The 15,729-nt window shown below is 71.5% G+C and carries 12 protein-coding genes; 6 read left to right on the forward strand and 6 right to left on the reverse strand.

Annotated features, from left to right (window positions below; translation table 11 throughout):
• Positions 1–2: 2 nt before the first annotated feature.
• The 5 genes from AB0D31_RS29125 to AB0D31_RS29145 form a co-directional block, all read right to left on the reverse strand.
• Positions 3–2,198 carry a helix-turn-helix transcriptional regulator gene (locus tag AB0D31_RS29125; RefSeq protein ID WP_362728607.1) on the reverse strand — a complete coding sequence of 732 codons (2,196 nt, stop codon included), beginning with the start codon at positions 2,196–2,198 and terminating at the stop codon, positions 3–5.
• 16 nt (positions 2,199–2,214) lie between these two features.
• Entirely contained in the window at positions 2,215–2,559 is a 345-nt protein-coding gene (locus tag AB0D31_RS29130; RefSeq protein WP_362728609.1) for a hypothetical protein, read from the reverse strand.
• A 127-nt stretch (positions 2,560–2,686) separates the two neighbouring features.
• A complete protein-coding gene (locus AB0D31_RS29135; RefSeq protein WP_362728611.1) occupies positions 2,687–3,253 on the reverse strand; it encodes a hypothetical protein in 567 nt (188 codons plus the stop codon).
• A 75-nt stretch (positions 3,254–3,328) separates the two neighbouring features.
• Entirely contained in the window at positions 3,329–3,964 is a 636-nt protein-coding gene (locus AB0D31_RS29140) for an ATP-binding protein (RefSeq protein WP_362728613.1), read from the reverse strand.
• A gap of 112 nt (positions 3,965–4,076) precedes the next feature.
• Complete coding sequence (locus AB0D31_RS29145) at positions 4,077–5,435, reverse strand: transposase family protein (RefSeq protein ID WP_362728615.1); 1,359 nt, start codon at positions 5,433–5,435, stop codon at positions 4,077–4,079.
• Between the two features lie 594 nt (positions 5,436–6,029).
• On the opposite strand from AB0D31_RS29145, the gene AB0D31_RS29150 reads away from it, so the two are divergent.
• Positions 6,030–7,817, forward strand: a complete 1,788-nt coding sequence (locus AB0D31_RS29150) for a transcriptional regulator (protein WP_362728617.1) — start codon at positions 6,030–6,032, stop codon at positions 7,815–7,817.
• A gap of 3 nt (positions 7,818–7,820) precedes the next feature.
• A complete protein-coding gene (locus AB0D31_RS29155; RefSeq protein WP_362728619.1) occupies positions 7,821–8,378 on the forward strand; it encodes an XRE family transcriptional regulator in 558 nt (185 codons plus the stop codon).
• Positions 8,379–8,382: 4 nt separating this feature from the next.
• Here the strand turns inward: AB0D31_RS29155 and AB0D31_RS29160 are convergent, their stop codons facing one another.
• Positions 8,383–9,702, reverse strand: coding sequence for a hypothetical protein (locus AB0D31_RS29160; protein ID WP_362728628.1), 1,320 nt, complete (start codon positions 9,700–9,702; stop codon positions 8,383–8,385).
• 491 nt (positions 9,703–10,193) lie between these two features.
• Between AB0D31_RS29160 and AB0D31_RS29165 the strand changes: the two genes are divergently transcribed.
• The 4 genes from AB0D31_RS29165 to AB0D31_RS29180 all read left to right on the forward strand — a co-directional run bounded on the left by AB0D31_RS29165 (position 10,194) and on the right by AB0D31_RS29180 (position 15,670).
• Positions 10,194–11,591 carry a DNA-binding protein gene (locus AB0D31_RS29165; RefSeq protein WP_362728621.1) on the forward strand — a complete coding sequence of 466 codons (1,398 nt, stop codon included), beginning with the start codon at positions 10,194–10,196 and terminating at the stop codon, positions 11,589–11,591.
• A gap of 109 nt (positions 11,592–11,700) precedes the next feature.
• Positions 11,701–12,507 (forward strand): TnsA-like heteromeric transposase endonuclease subunit, encoded by an 807-nt coding sequence (locus AB0D31_RS29170; protein ID WP_362728623.1) that lies wholly within the window; start codon positions 11,701–11,703, stop codon positions 12,505–12,507.
• Positions 12,504–14,615, forward strand: coding sequence for a Mu transposase C-terminal domain-containing protein (locus AB0D31_RS29175; RefSeq protein ID WP_362728625.1), 2,112 nt, complete (start codon positions 12,504–12,506; stop codon positions 14,613–14,615). The genes AB0D31_RS29170 and AB0D31_RS29175 overlap by 4 nt, the downstream gene beginning before the upstream one ends.
• Before the next feature lie 86 nt (positions 14,616–14,701).
• Positions 14,702–15,670: an ATP-binding protein gene (locus tag AB0D31_RS29180; protein ID WP_362728630.1), complete on the forward strand. Its 969-nt coding sequence runs from the start codon at positions 14,702–14,704 to the stop codon at positions 15,668–15,670.
• The last annotated feature ends 59 nt before the right edge of the window (positions 15,671–15,729 follow it).

Consider the following 15,729-nt stretch of genomic DNA (forward strand, 5'->3'; position numbering starts at 1 on the left):
TCCTACTCTCCGTTGTCGACGTCGGTGACGGTGCCGTCCTTGATGTACCGGGCGAGGTTCAGCTCCGGCGCGTCGAACCGCTCGCGGACCTCCTCGCCCCACAACACGCTCTGAGTGCCCTCGTGCTTGACCAGGCCCGGGTTGACGCCGAGCTTGAACCCGCCGGGCAGCGGCTTACCGTCCCGGTAGGGCAGGAAGTCCAGCGGCGAGGGACCGTCAGCCGCGTAGACGACGCAGTCCGAGAGGACCGCGACCGGGTACTGCCCGGTGAACGCCGCATGCTTCACGATCTTGCGGTGCAGGTTGATCCGGGTGCGGGAGATGACCGCCGCACGGATATCGGGCCGCCAGGTAGGGCGGGACAGGGCGCGCCATGGCTCGCCCGGCCGCCACCCTTCGCCGCGGGGCCGCTCGCGGAGCTTGCCGATGCCACCCTTGACAGTCGCCTTGATCGCTGTGGTGACGATCGCCAGCTCCGGGTCGCGGGCCTTGTAGCCGTCCATCGCCGCCAGGAAGTCGGCCGGAGCGAGGCCAGCGTCGACACCGAGGTCGGCCATTGTGGCAAGGTAGGCGTCACGCAGCCGGTTGTACCAGCCGTCCAGGTAACGCCCGTTCTCGTACCGGACATACGCCTCGGCCGGGCGCACCTCGTAGCCCAGCTCCACCGCGTACGCCACCGTCGGCGTCGCATACCAAGCCGGCCCCTCCGGACGGTCGCCCTTCGGCGTGAACGGGCTGGGCAGCAGCGAGCCGTCCAGGTCCGCCCACGTGTCCTTGGCGGTCTTCACTCTCGACAGGTCGACATGGGACAGGTCGACCAGCCAGCTCCCCGGGAGCTTCGGGTCGAACACCGGTTGCTTGACGTGCGTCGGCTCGCCCAGGCCGACGACCAGGCCGTTGGCTCCGGCGGCGAAGGCCATGTTCACGTCGATGCCGACCAGGTTGCGGTGCAGGCATTCGGCGTCGGTGAGCGAGCGTGCCCAGTCGTACGCCTCCTCGAACAGCTTCTCCCCGGGGCCGCGGACGTGGAAGCGCGGCAGGTCCGCCAGGAGGGGGTGTCCGTCGGGGGCCTCGCACGGCGCCGGGTCGACCGGGTCCTTGCCCAGCGAGCCGGGGTTGCGCTCGGAGTGCCGCTTACCGTCGGCGTCCGGCTCGGAGGCGCGGGTCGGCGGGTGCAGCGCGGTCATCAGCTCCAGCCCGGTCACCGCGGTCGACCCGCGCGGCGTCATCACCCGGGACGCGTACACGCCCAGGACACGGGCGAGTTCCGCCGTCGGAAGCTGCCCGGCCTCGCCCCAGTGCCGGGTGTCCAGCGCCTGCCACGACGGGATGCACAGCTGCACGCAGGCCCGCTCCGAACCCTTGGCGGGGCGGTAGATCCGCGCCCACGGCCCGAACCCGCGCTTGGTCAGCTGCCACTCCGCGCGGACCAGCTGCTTGATGACCTTGTGACCCTCCGGGATCCGCCCGGCGAGCCGCTCTTCGTCGGTGAGGGCCACGGGCAGGCCGTAGCGCTCCAGCGCGGCCCCGGTCAGCACGATCAGCGGGTCGGCGTCCTTGCCCGGCCCGGACAGCTTCGGCGCCCCGAGCTTCGCCTCACGCAACGTCCACTCCACCAGGGCTGGCAGGGACTTGGCGGGCACGTCCAGGACCAGGCCGCCGACGCAGTACGCCAGCACCTGGCCCTCGGCGTCGACGTCGACGACCGCCAGCGGCCCGTTCGCAAACCGCGGATCCATGGCCGCGGCCGTGTCCTCGACGAGGACGGCCCTCTTTACCCCCGAACGTCCCGACGGCTGTCTCCTGCTGCTGCCCGCTGCCGGGCGGGACGGTGCCGCGGCCGAGGCCGGCAGCGTCGGCGGCGCGACCGGTGCGCCGGCGCCTTTGTCCGGCTGCGGCTGGGAGGCAGCGTCTTTGCTGCCGGACGGCGCAGCGGGCGCGGGATAGCGCCGGGCAAGGCCTTCGAGCAGTCTGCGGTAGGCCTCAAGGCGCTCGGCTTTCGGTTCGGCGCGGCCTGCCTCCCATGCCTCAATGCTGGGAACCCGCGCCCCGAGGGCCTGCGCAACAGCAGCCTGGGTCAGCCCGGCAGCCTCCCGCAGCCTGACCCGTTCGTCCGGAGAGGGCAGCACACTGCCGTCATCGACGGCGGCGAGCAACGCATCGACGGCGGTGAACAACTCCTGTGGCTGGTCCGTCATCTTCTGCTCTGCTCCCTTACCGGACGCCCTGGCGGATTTCTTCAAGACGGGTCATCAGGCGCTGGTAACGCTGCGAGGCGGCCTGGGAGGAGTTCAGGCCCTGATGCTGGGCGATCTGCCGCCAGTCCATGCCGCGGCGGCGGGCCTCGATGACCACCTGGGTCTCCAGCCGGTCCAACGCCCCGCGCATGTCCTCGAACAGGCGCAGCCCAGCGCCGACATCATCGGCTGCCACGTCCGGGTGCTGCCCGGCGCTTTGCTGATGGTTGGCTGCGGCCATCAGCAGTCGCCCCAGCAGTGCCGCGTCCTGCTCCAGACGGTGCGCCGGAGCCCAGGCGGCGGTGGGATCCTCCGCGAGCACGGACAGTCTCCTGCGGGAGGTGTCCTGAGCATCAGCTGTCATGCAGCCATCCTATCGCAGTGCGCAATGAAACAACGAATCGTTGTTTCATTGCATGACGTCACAGCGCCTCGGCCGCTCCCCCAGGTCAGGGCCTTGGGGACACGGTTGCCGGCGGGTGCAGCTGCGCCATCCCGGCGAAGGTGTCGACGATGCGGTAATCGCAGTGACGCAGCAAATGTGCGAGACCGTCAGGCAGTTCGGCGTGGTGCACGAGCACCAGGTCCGCACAGGTGGTGCGGTGCAGGTGAACCAGGTCTGCCCACAGACCGGGCCCGATCCTGTGAGCGCGCAGGACCGTCACCTGGCAGGGGCCCGTGGCGTCCAGGGCGGTGCGGACGGCACGTTCCCCCTCTTCCCGGGACAGGCGGGCCGCGCATCGTGTACCCAGCGCCCAGAGAATGTCATGCCACAGCAGCCGGTCACCCGAGGCGACGGTGGGGTGGACCACGATCCGGCCGGCCGCCGGAGTGTGCGAGGCAAGAGCGGTCCGGGTGAAGCGCACGTCGTCTTCGCGGTCCAGGACCACAGTGCAGGGCGGACGGCCCTCGGTGCGCAGCGTCCCGGGATCCGGGCGCCGGGAACAGACGGCTCCGCACACCAGAACATCGATGCCGCTCTCACCGAGGGGATTGATCGGGTCCAACAGGCCCACGGCCCTCATCTCCCGTCATACGGGTCTGTCCGCTTCCCACCCGGGGCAGATACCGCCCCTCCCCCGCGGAGCCCGTCATGCCGCCCCGCCCAGCCGGCTGAAAGCCCACCGCAGCAGGTCCCGGTCGACACACGGACGGCCGGTACGGGCCAGCGCGATGCGGGTGTGGGCGGTCAGCTGGGCCCAGGCGCGGAAGTTGCCATGTGCGGCGTGCTGGTCGGCGAAGGTGATGTCGTCGGGGTCGGCACCGGCCCAGATGGGGTGGAACAGGGGAATGGCCTCGAGGACCTCGCCGGGGGTGAGGCGGGTGAAGTGCTGCCAGATGAAGATGCGGGAGGACAGCATCGGTTCGCGGCGCAGCACGGTGTGGCAGCCCTCGCCGCCGACGAAGATGACCGCGAGCTGGGTTGAGGGTTCGTCCCACAGGTAGCGGAAGTATTCGAACGCCTCCCCGTTGAGCCACTGGGCCTCGTCGACGAGGAAGGTACGGGGGCGTTCGGCCAGCGCGGTTTTCAGCAGGCGGTCGAACTCGCTGGGGTGGCGCGGCGGTTCACCGGCCAGGTCGAGCGCGGTGAACAACTCGTAGCGCACCGCGCGGGCGGTGGGCCGGGCCCGGAAGGTGATCTTGCGGACGTCCTCGTGCGGTTCGAGTGCGCGCAGCAGATGTTGACGGCGAGGGTCTTGCCGAAGCCGGCGCCGCCGTGGATGCACATCATCGCGCGGGCGGCGACGGTGTCTGTGATGTTGTCCCGGGCGGTGAGCAGGGCCCGGGTGGTGACCACCGACGCATCGGGCAGGTCGACGTACTGGTAGGTGGCCGCGGTCACGAGGCATCTCCGTCTTCAGTGGTCTGTTCAGCCAGTCCGGGCGGGCGCCCGGGGGCAGGTTCGGACGGAACGGGAGGAGGCCGGCCGGGCGCGGTCCGGGTGACGAGGGAAGGCGGGGTACGCCAGTCGTCCGGGGGCGCCGCGGGGGGAATGAGGTCCGGCATCGCCAGATCCGACAGGTCGGTGCCGGCGGCCTGGGCGAGTTCGGCTTCGGCCTGCACGGTGGTCAGCGCGCCGAGCCGCCGGGGCGCCTCGGGCTGGTTCACGGCGGCGTAGCGCTCGCGCTGGGAAGCCTCCAGGTCCTTCTTCAGACGGCGGGAGCGAGCGGCCCGCGCTCTTCGTACGGCGCTGACCTGTTCCTCGGTGGCCTGATCGGCCAGGTCCGCAGGACCGAGGTAGCGGCCGGTGGCCGCGTGGTAGACCTCGATGCGGTGGTCGTGGTGGGGCATGAAGCGGACCCGGACCTGGATCCCGGCCTGGCCAGTCATCCACGGCCCCACATAGTCGCGTTTTCTGAAGCGGACTCCGCGGGTGGTCAGCGAGCGAGTGCCGGCGTCCTCCAGGGTGAACGTCCACAGATCTGCCGCGGGCACGTCCCGCAGCGGGGTCGGATCCTCCTGCCACGCCTCAAGCGGAGTCTTTCCCCGCAAGGGCGCGGGGTGATGCTCGGTGTTCCACCACGAAGTCCAGACCAGCAGCCGGCCGGTGAAGTCCTCGAAGCCGAGCAGCACTTCGTCCTTAGGGCGGGAAGCCCGTTTACCGGGCCGCGGCTGGCGGGCGTAGCCGGGCAGCGCGGCCAGGAACATACTCTCCACCGCCCGGTTGAGTCCCTCCACGGTGCCCTTGAGGTGGGGGGTGTAGGCGGGCAGGTCCTCCACCGTCACGTCCAGGAGATCGAACACGGCGGTCACCGTCCTGGACAGGAAGTCCTTGCCGCGGTCCACACGCACCTTCTCCTGCAGGCCACCGAACGGGCCGTAAGGCTCCTCGCGCAGGACCGCGGAGCGCAGCGCGGAAAGCACCGACTCCCGCGACGGATCCCCCGGCGTGACCGCGACACCCGTGATCGCGTTCGTCGCGCAGTCGGTGAACCAGGTGATCCACGGCCTGCGGGCGGTGCCGTCGACGTCGACCAGCACCGGGACCTGCATGTGGTCGCTCTCCCATGCCTGGTTGCGCCAACCCCGCGGCCGGGCCAGGAACACATCGTGCTTGCGCGCCGCCCGCTCCCCTCCCGCGAGCCCGGCCCGCTCCCCCGGCGTCAGGTCCCGGCGGATCGCACGGTGCAGCGTCGGAATCGACGGAGGCGGCTCCCCCTCACCCCTGACCGCGCGAGCGGTCAGCTCACGATGCACCGCCGCGACGTTCCCCTTCCACAGCCCCAGCAGAGCCCGAACCTCATCCGTAACCGTGAACCGCCCGGGATACGCAGCCCGCTCCCCCTGTGCCCGGGCCGCAGCCTCGTCCCGCTCCGCAGACGCCAGCCACCGCCACACCGCACGCTCCCGCACCCCCAACACGTCCGCCGCCGACCTCACCCGCGTGGTGGTGAGCTTCCCCTCCCGCCGCAGGGCCAGCAGACGGCGCACCGCCGGCCCTCGCAACGCTCGAACCGACACAGCCGGCAAAGCCCCACTCGAACCACCACCCGCCCCTACCGGGTCCGGATCCTGCTCTCCCTGATCCACACCCCTGAGCACACCAACACCCATCGGCCAGCGGATCAGAACTCACGAAACTGAGACAGCATCACCCCTCCCGCGATAACGCTCCACCACAGCGATGCCCCGTGGAACTCTCACCTCCAGAACAGTGACCCCACAGCCCCGAAACAACCCCCGACCAGCACCAACACCCCCAAGCCACGCTGTCTCTCACTCCACTGTCACAAAACCGAGAGATCGCAGCCAGCCGCATCGGCGGCGGCGGCCGGACCAGCTGCGTCCGCGGTGGAGACGGCAGACGCCCCGCAGACTCCCGCCGCCCCGGCAGCGGGGCCCGCGCGTCCCGCCGCCCGGCCGGCCGTGGCATCGCGCCGTCCGGCCGCGGCGAAGGCGGCGCAGCCGGCAGCCGATCCGCGTTTCCCGCACGGTCCGCTTGCGGTCCTGGACGGCGACGGGGCCGCGTACGGCGTCGGTGGGATCGTGCTCGACTGCCCGGCGACAAGCGTGGTGGAGCTGGTGGAGTGGACGCTGCGCGAGTCCGGGCTCGGTGCGCCGCGCCTGCACCGCAACGGCAAGGACAGCGACCCGCTGATCGTCCTCACCGCGGCGGCCGCCGTGAAGCTCGGACTGCCCGAGCGCTTGGAGGGCCACGAGCAGCGCCGTTCCCTGCGCCTGCCCGAGGACCACCCGGTGGTCAAGGAAGTGGTGAAGGCGAAGTGGCGGCTCACCCAGCGCGGGTTCGGCCCGTGGGCAAGGATTTACCGCAAGGTCCAGGGCCGCGAGCGGCAGTGCGTGCAGCTGGCGGTCCTGTCGTGGGATGCCCTGGACGAGCGGTCCTGGCCCGGCGTTGCGGAGATGGAGCCGGCCGACATCGCCCGCGTCCTGGGCGTGTACGCGACTCGGGTCATCACCCCGCGCGGCTCCACCGCCGTGTCCGGGCTGGAGTTGATGACCGCGCTGCGCCCGCCCACCCGCGCGGTGAAGGACCCGCAGACGGGGAACTGGGTGCCCGGCCACAACCCCGGTTCACTCGGAACGGAGCCGATGGACCCGGCGCCGCCGGAAGCCACCCCCGAACACCCCGTCGTCGTCGACAGCGGCTGGAGCGGCGGCTTCCTCAACGAGGAGGCGTATCAGTGGGTGCGGCCGGTGGACCTGTTGAGCGATGAGGAGTGCACGCTGCCGTACGCGGTCGGCCTGGACCTCAACACCGCCTTCCTCGCCGCCGCGGCCCGCCTGGTCGTCGGGCTGTCGGAGCCCGACCACTTCCACGCCCCGGCGTTCAACCCGAAGATCCCCGGCTCCTGGCTGGTCGACCTCTCCCACGTCGAGGTGGACCCGCGCCTGCCCTCGCCGTTCACACCGGACGGCACCCGGCCGACCGGGCCTGCCTGGTACCAGACACACACCGTCGCCTACGCCCAGGAACTCGGCCACAACGTCGCCCCGATCGAGGGGTACCTGCGCCGGGAGACCGGCGCGTACCTGGACCCGTGGCACGACCGGCTCAAGCAGGCGTACGTCGACACCCTCGCCGACCTCGGCGTCACCAAGGACCTGGACGACCGCGTCTTCCTCGCCGCGATGGAGCGCCACAAGGACGCCGACCCCGCGATGGCGGCCGTCCTCGCCGCCATCAAGGCCACCGTCAAGGGCGGCATCGGCAAGTTCCGCGAGCGCCCCCAAGGCAAGAAGTACAAGGAGGGCGAGCGGTGGCCGGCGCTTCAGCGGCCGACCTGGCGCCCCGACATCCGCGCCGCCGTCATCAGCAAGGCCCGCATCAACATGCACCGCAAGCTGTTCAAGATGGCGGAGATGACGGGCTTGTACCCGCTCGCCGTCCTCTCCGACTGCGTCGTCTACCCCAGCCCCGGCGACAGCCCGCTGGACTTCCTGCCGTACGCCGCGTCCGGTAAGCCGCAGCCCGGCGGGTTCCGCCTCGGGCCCACGCCGGGCCTGGCGAAGCTGGAAGGTGTCCAGACAATGCTGTGGGCGGTCGGCCTGATGGAGCAGGGACTCAACCCGGCACGGCACATCAAGGGCGGCGACGCCGTCCTGGACGAAGGAGAGTAACCGGTGGGCGAGATCGACGACGCGATCGAACGCGCCGACCGGGAGGCATTCACCCGCCAGCCGCCGAAGACGCTGAAGAGTCAGATCGGCTACCTGATCCGGCAGTTGGGCAGCGCGAAGGCCGTCGCACGCGAGATCGGCGTCACCGCCGACTCCGTCAACCGCTACCGGCGCGGCGCCCGCAAACACGCCCGCCCCGACGTCGCCGCCAAGATCAACGACGCGGTCCGGCAGCGCTGGCAGCCCCAGGTCCGCAAACGCCGGCAGAAACAGGCCGCCACCGCGACCGGGATCACCGTGGAGACGAGGGCCCGCTTCGGGTACACCGCGCCCATCGGCACCACCGACGACGGACGCTTCCGCCGACTCACCGTGCATCTCCCCCCGGCGTACGCGCAACGCCTCTTCGACGCCCGCAACACCGGTGCCAGCGACCAGCAGATGCGCCAGATCATCGCCGAAGGGTTGAAAGAGACCTACTTCCAGGATGGCGGCAGCCGCGCTCTGGGTCTCTCCGATGTCACCCTCAACGACATCGACTACCTCGACCTCGACTACTGAACTTTCACGGGGCGGCGAGCCCGGCGCCTGCGATGTCCAGCCCGGCTTCCCACTTGCGTCGGCGCAGTATGTAGTCGCTGAAGAGATGTTGGCTCCGGTCGAGAAGTTCACCCACCTCCGCGTCGCCGCGCCGCCCGTCCGGCGACGGATGCCAGCGCTGCACTGATTGGGCGGCCCAGGTGCGCAGCTTCATGTCCGGGTCCTCGAGCAGACCGACCGCCGCCCGTAGCGCCACGATGCCGCCACACGTGTCGAGCAGCCGGAATGCGCCGACGCGGACGTGCCGCGGCCGCTCGGAACTGGTGCGCTCCGATAGCCAGTCGGCGGGCAGTTCCTTGGCCGAGGGCAGCAGGGCGGCGGCGGCCTCGCGGACGACACCGGCGGCAGGGTCGTCGAGGAGCGGCCGCAACTGCTTCACATCAACGCAGTCCAGTGCCCGCAGCCCTGCCACCGCTCGCGCCCGTACCCCGGCCGACGGGTGCACGAGCAGCGGCCGCAGCAGCCCGGCGTCCGCGCGGTTCCCGCATTCGGCCAACCCGATGACCGCACCTGGCGGCAATTCGGGGTCGTCCGCTACCGTGCACCGCTCCCGGTACCAAGCCGCCGGGTCGCCTCCCTGCTGTCGTACGACATACCGGGCACAAGCACGCACGAGCGCGGAACGGTCTCTGAGAAACGGCTGGGCCTGCTCTGACCGCCCCGCCCGTCTCAGCGCGGTGACGCCGGCCGAACGGGTACGCGGGTTGCGTGCGGACAGCAGTGGAGGCAGTACATCCTCGTAGGCACCCTCATCCCCCAGAGCCGTGAGCGCCGCTGTGGCGCACAGGTCCTGGACCACGGTGTCCTGGTCCCCGGCGGCCGCGCGGGCCAGCTCAGCGGGATCGAGCAGTTGGCCCTCGATGGCAAGCCGGTACGCGAACCGCCGGACGATGCGGTCGGGGTCGGAGAAGAGAACAGCGAGCTGCCCGCAGGTTGCCTGGCGCAGGATCTGGCCGAGCACATCGACGCCGAAGGCACCTCTGTCTCGGCGGCCGACGCGGAGGATGAGCGGCGCGAGGTCGAGGGCAGAGTCCACGTTCATGGCCTCGCGCAGCAGCTGCCGGGCGTGCTCGCGCACCGGGCCGACCCAATCGGCGCAGCGGATCACGACCAACGGCAGCAGCCCGGGGTGTCGGACCGACTGACGCACCGCCTCCTGACGGATCCTGCCGTCGCGGTGACAGAGGGCGAGGGCGAGCTGAGACTCGCCGAGCTGAGTCAGGTCTGCGGGCAGGGGGGCGGAGTGCTCCCGCCTCGGCAGGAACTTCGGGCGGTGCCAGGCCACTTCACGCACTCCTGCGTCCAGCGCGAGCCAGTCACCGGGGTCGGCGACATCAAGCGTGCCATGAAGCGGCGCGCCTCCCTCGAGCCGCGTCGCTGCTGCAGTCCCGTCCTCAAGCATTTCCCACCTCTCCAGCAGTCGTACCAGGTGATCGTAGGAGGCGGGGTTCGCGTAGGGCGCGTGAAATACGGCCTGTGATCGTCAAGGGCCGCCGTTCGGCACCCGGCCCGCCAGAAGCCGAGCCACCTCCAGCAGTGGCGGCGAATCTGCGGTGGATTGCCAGCTACCGCCACCCACGCAACTGGGGTTCGAGACGTCACGCGCCGCTGGTCAAGCGGGTGGAGCCAGGTGGCGAACGTTGAGGGGCCGCTGAACGACGTCCGAGTCGAGAGGGAGGGCCACGGCCCGGGGAAGTAATCAGACGACGGGCCGAGGACCGGACGGCTACTGCGAAATCGCCCCGTCCGGATCGGCGAACACGAGACCGTGGTGGAGTGACCCATCATCCCGGCCTTTTGCGGACCGCTCCTCTGCAGGGGGAGACGACCTCGTCGCTGATCTGCCGTATCGCAAGCCGCTACGGGATGGAAGCGAAAGCGTTGCGGTCGTACTGGCAGTGGCGCAACTACCCGCCAGGACACGACGGTGGGGGCGCCCGGGCCGACGCCGAGGTACTGCTGAACGCAGCCGGACGGCAGCTGCTAGCAAGCCTGTGCGGCGTCGAGGAAGACATGCTGGCGCGGGCGTTGCCGTCCTGGGGACAGCAGGACGCCAAGCTGTCGGCCGGAAAGAACGGGGTGCCGGCGGCGGCGTGGCGGACCGGCGGCACGGTCGCCGGGCCGGTGGCGTTCGGCTGCCGCCTGTGCACGGCCCGGCGTACGGGGACGGCCGTGCGGGTGGTCCGGTACGCGCCGCGGTGGGAGCGGGCGTGTGTTCGGCATGGGCGGTGGCTGCTGGACGCGGACGCCGACCAGCCGCTGGAGCACCTCGACCTGCGTGGCCTGCCGGAGGTGGTGGCGGCGCAGCGGCGGTGGGCCTCGGTGGCGCGGCGGGCGGTGCGGGCCGGTGCCGAGCCGGAGCGGGTGTTCGCGCTGGCGCAGGCGGTGGTGGCCCGGTGGTGGGAGCAGGCCCTGCAGTGGGAGCGGGAGACGATCTGGCCGCGGCGCCTGCACCAGGTCGCGGGCGGGGATGCGGGTGGTGATCTGGAGGGGTGGCGGATCGTGGGGCGGGACGCGGTCGTCTTCCCGGAGGTGGTGGCGGTGGCCGACGCGCTGCTGGACCCGGCCATGGCCGAGCTGGTGTGGGCCGACAGCGGTGCCGGGCGGCCGCGGGCGCTTCCCGCCGACGGGATGTTCTGCCGCCGGCTCGGTGAGCGGCTGGGGCGGGGATGGCTGGGGCCGCTGGCCGCGACGGACCACGGCGGGCCGCTCATCGCGTGGATGGGCAGCGTCATCCGCGTTCGCCGCGGTGCTGGCGGGCCGCCCGGGTACGACAATGACCCGTGGTGGCTGCGCCAGGAACACCAGAGCTCGACCATGGCCGGCCAACTGCGGGTACTGCGCAAGGAGAAGAAGGCGCCCGGTTCGGGGACGATGTGGCGGGCTGCGGTGCCCGCCGAGCAGCGCAGGCTGATCACCAGCGCTGTCGACAGCGCCGAGGAGCAGCTGCTGCAGCTGCGCGGGGTGAAGACCGGGCCGACCGCCGAGGTCGCCCGGCGGCTGCTGTGCGGGCTCGGTCACAGTGCCGGCCTGATCGAGAACGCCTGGAAACGGACCGCGGTGGCGGCGGTGAACGGCGGGGTGCCGCTTGAGGAGGTGGCCCGGTGGGTGGACATGCCCGTTGAGGTGCTCAGCCAGATGCTGACGGCGGGCAGGCAGGAGAACGACGGCTGAGAGCGATGCGCCGACGGGCAGGTCGGCTGTTAGCTGATACGGCACTCGTTCGTGGCAGAAATACTGAAAGCGGCGGCGTCTGCCGGCGGGAGCGGTTTGGCTGGCGCGGGTGACCAGTACAGGAGCGGCCCGGCCCAGGAGCCTGGCAGGGCGAGCGGCCGTGGACCAGGGCAGCGGGTTCGAGGCGGTGTTCCTCGACCCGGTGGGGCAGGCGGTCCAGCAGCGGTGGGCGGATGCCGCCATGACCGTGGCGTTCGAGGAACTGCCGCCGGTATCGGCGTTCCCGGTGGTCCCGGGACGCCGCTGGGGTCCGGGCCTGTGGTGGTCGGCTACCACCGGGCGGCACGTAGCCGCGGGGTCGAACGCGATGCGTGTCCAGCTGATGGTCCTGGACCGCGACCCGGACGTGACGGGCCTGGCGGGGCGGCCCGTGCGGCTGCTGTGGCGTAATCCCCGCGGGCAGGTGCGTTCCTGGGTGCCGCAGCTCTTCGCCCGCCGTGCCGACGGCACCGCGCTGCTCGCCGACTGCCCCAGCCATCCGGAGGCCGGCGGCGAGCGGGTAGTGAAAGCCGCCCAAGCGGTGGCGCAGGCGTGCGCGCACATCGGCTGGACCTACCGGCGCCTCCCACCGCTCGACGACGTCCTGGCCGCCAACCTGAAATGGCTGGCCGGTTACCGCCACCCCCGCAACGCCGGCCGCCTGGGCCTGATGGCGGCGGTCATCGAGGCGTTCACGCGGCCGCGGCCGCTGATCGAGGGCGCAGAAGCAATCGGCGACCCGATCGAGGTCCTCCCGTGCGTCTTCCACGCCCTGTGGCACGGCCAGCTGACGGCCGGCCTGGAGACGCCCCTGCACGAACGCGTCCCCGTCGGCCCGCGAGGCTGGAGCGGCCCCGAGACGGGAGATGCCGGATGAGCGCGCGGCGCAATGCCCGGCCGGCCGTGAAGGTCGGTACTCACGTCCGCTTCCGCGGCGTGAAGTGGCAAGTGGTCGCCCTTTCCGGGCAGGACATCCACCTCGTCGGCCCGGACGGCGGCGGTGAGGCCGTGCTCGCCGGGCACCTGTTCGCCGACCCCGGCTTCACCGTCATCGGGGCCGACGCACCCCAGGCCGCCCCGCAGTGGGGACTGTTCGAGACCGCCCCCGCCGCAGCGCGGGAGAAAGCACTGGCGTGGCAGCGGCACGTGCGGGAAGTCGAATGCGGCCTGCCTGGCGGGCCTGGCCCCGAAGGGACGGTGCGGGAGCAGTACGACCCCGAGCGGCACACGCTGGCCGAGCGGGAGCAGGCCAAGGCCGAGGAGCTGACCGCGCTCGGCTTCGGCCGGGTGTCGCGCACCACGGTGCAGCGCATGCGGCTCGCCTATCGCAAGCAGGGCCTGTGGGGGCTTCTGGACCACCGCACCACGCGCGCTTCCAGCCCCACCGGGCGGGCTGACGAGCGGGTCGTCGCCGCCGTCCGCGAGGCGCTGCGCCGCCGCCGCGGCCGCTCCCGCTCCCGCGGCACCATCAACGGCCTGTTCCCGCTGATCAACCAGATCCTGGAGGACCGGCACGGCCCCGGCACGGTGCCCGCGCCGTCGCAGGCCACGCTGTACCGGCTCGTCACCAATCTCGCCCGGCCCGGTGAACTGCCCTCCGGGCCCGTGAGGCAGGTGCCCGCGAGCGTGGACGGGCGGGCCTTCACCCCCGCCACTGCGCTGCGGCCCGGCGAGCAGGTCCAGGTCGATACCACCCGCCTGGACGTCCTCGCCCTCTTCGACGACGGGCGCCTGGCCCGGCCCGAACTCACCATCGCCATCGACGTCGCCACCCGCGCCATCCTCGCCGCCGTCCTGTGCCCGAGCGCGACCAAAGCCGTGGATGCGGCCCTGCTGCTGGCGGAGATGGCCGTCCCCCACCCCGCCCGGCCGACCTGGCCGGACATCCTGCGCATGGACCACGCCCCCGCACTCCCCCACCAGCGGCTGGCCGCACTCGACGAGCGGCTGGCCGGCGCGGCGGCCCGGCCCGTCGCCCTGCCCGAGACGATCGTCGTCGACCGCGGCAAAGTCTTCGTCTCCGCCGCGTTCACCGCCGCCTGCGAACACCTCGGCATCAGCGTCCAGCCCGCCCCGCCCCGCGCCCCCACCGCCAAAGGCATCGTGGAGCGGACCTTCGGCACCATCAACGCCCTGTTCTGCCAGCACCTGCCCGGCTACACCGGCTCCGACGTCACCCGCCGCGGCCCCGACACCGAGAAAGACGCCTGCTACAGCGTCGCCCAGCTCCAGGACCTGCTTGATGAGTGGCTGGTGCACTATCACCACCGGCCCCACGAAGGCCTGCGTCACCCGATGATGCCGAGAAAGGCCCTCACGCCGAACCAGATGTGGGCCGCGCTCGTCGCCGTCGCCGGGCACGTCCCCGTCCCGCTGACCGGCCGCGACTACCTCGAGCTGCTGCCCGTGCGCTGGCAGGCCATCACCCCCGCCGGCATCACCATCCACCACCGCACCTACGACCACGATCTCCTCGCCCCGTACCGCGGCCAGCCCTCCCCCGTCGCCGGCCGAGGCGGGAAATGGGAAATCCACTACAACCCCCACGACGTGCGCCAGATCTGGATCCGCCTGCCCGACGGCGAGCTCACCGAAATCCCCTGGATCCACCGCGACCACGTCCACCAGCCGTTCAACGACCACACCTGGCAGCACATCCGCACCCACGCCCACCACAACAACCACGACGACAGCCAGCAGCATGAGGCCGACCTGGCCGACGCCCTCGACCAGCTCATGCGCCGCGTCCACAGCGGCCACGCCACCACCACCGAACAAGCCCTCCTGGCCCGCGCCACCACGCTGCCGGTTCCCGCCGCACGGCACCCGCGATACGGCACCGGCCCCATCACCGGCGAGCCGGCGCACCACGGCGAGGACGGGAGCATCGACGACCTCGACGACCTCCCCGAGGACGACACCCGCCCCGCCGCGGCCACCGGATTCGGGCTCTACGACGCATACGAGGAAGCCGACAAGTGGTGAACACCCGCCCCCGCCCCGCAGCGCACCAACCGTCCAGCGCACCCGCCGACGCAGGCAGCGGCAACACGGCCGAGCCGTCCTGGCCCCTGACCACCTGGCAAGGCTGGCACCGCTTCGCCACCACCGACCCGCCCGCACCTCCCCGACCCGGCGGCCCGCCCCGCAGCACGGAAGAACGCCTCGCCTACCACTCCGCGTTCGTCACCATCCGCACCCCCGCCATCAGCCAACTCGCCGCCCAGGTCCGCACCCTGATGATCCTCGGCCGCCACCAGACCACCACCGCACGGCCCTCCCTGATCGTCACCGGACCCGCCGCAGCCGGGAAAACCACCGCCCTGCTCAACGTCGGCCGCACCTGCCACCTCGCCCACACCCGCAAGAACCTGCCGCCGCCCGGATCAGCCCACGGCGCGGCGCCCGTGGCGTACGTCCTCGTCCCGCCCGGCGCCACCGCGAAAACCCTCATCACCGAATTCGCCCGCTACCTCGGCATCCCCGTGGCCGCCCGCATGACCCAGACCCAGATCACCGACGCCGTCTGCCACACCTACACCCAAGCCGGCGTCCAACTCGTCCTCATCGACGAGATCCACCGCCTCAACCCCCGCACCACCACCGGTGCCCAGGCCGCCGACCTGCTCAAAGACCTCACCGAACGCCTGCCCGCCACGTTCGTCTACGCCGGCATCAACGTCACCGACACACCCCTGTTCAGCGGCACCCGCGGCGCCCAGCTCGCCGGACGCGCCACCCTCATCACCTGCGGCCCACTCCCCGCCCGCCACGGCACCCGCCAACCCTTCCGCGACGTCATCACCGACATCGAGAACGCCCTCGACCTCACCCACCACAAACCCGGCGCCCTCCCCCGTCACGCCGCCTACCTCCACCAGCGCACCGCCGGCCGCATCGGATCCCTCACCCGCCTCATCCGCCAAGCAGCCATCACCGCCATCCACGACGGCACCGAACGCCTCACCAAAACCGCCCTCGAAGCGGTACAACTCGACCACCTCGCCGAACAACACAGACGCCCCACCCGTAGCCACTAACCCCACCGCACTGAACAGGCAAAACAACGCTGACCAGCAAAAACACCAACCGAGCCTTT

The organism is Streptomyces sp. NPDC048361 (genome assembly GCF_040651795.1).
GTDB lineage: Bacteria > Actinomycetota > Actinomycetes > Streptomycetales > Streptomycetaceae > Streptomyces.

Excerpts from the sequence above, each read along its gene's own strand:
- AB0D31_RS29125 (WP_362728607.1), bottom strand. The coding sequence starts at position 2,198 with ATGACGGACCAGCCACAGGAGTTGTTCACCGCCGTCGATGCGTTGCTC.
- AB0D31_RS29175 (WP_362728625.1), top strand. The coding sequence starts at position 12,504 with ATGAGCGCGCGGCGCAATGCCCGGCCGGCCGTGAAGGTCGGTACTCAC.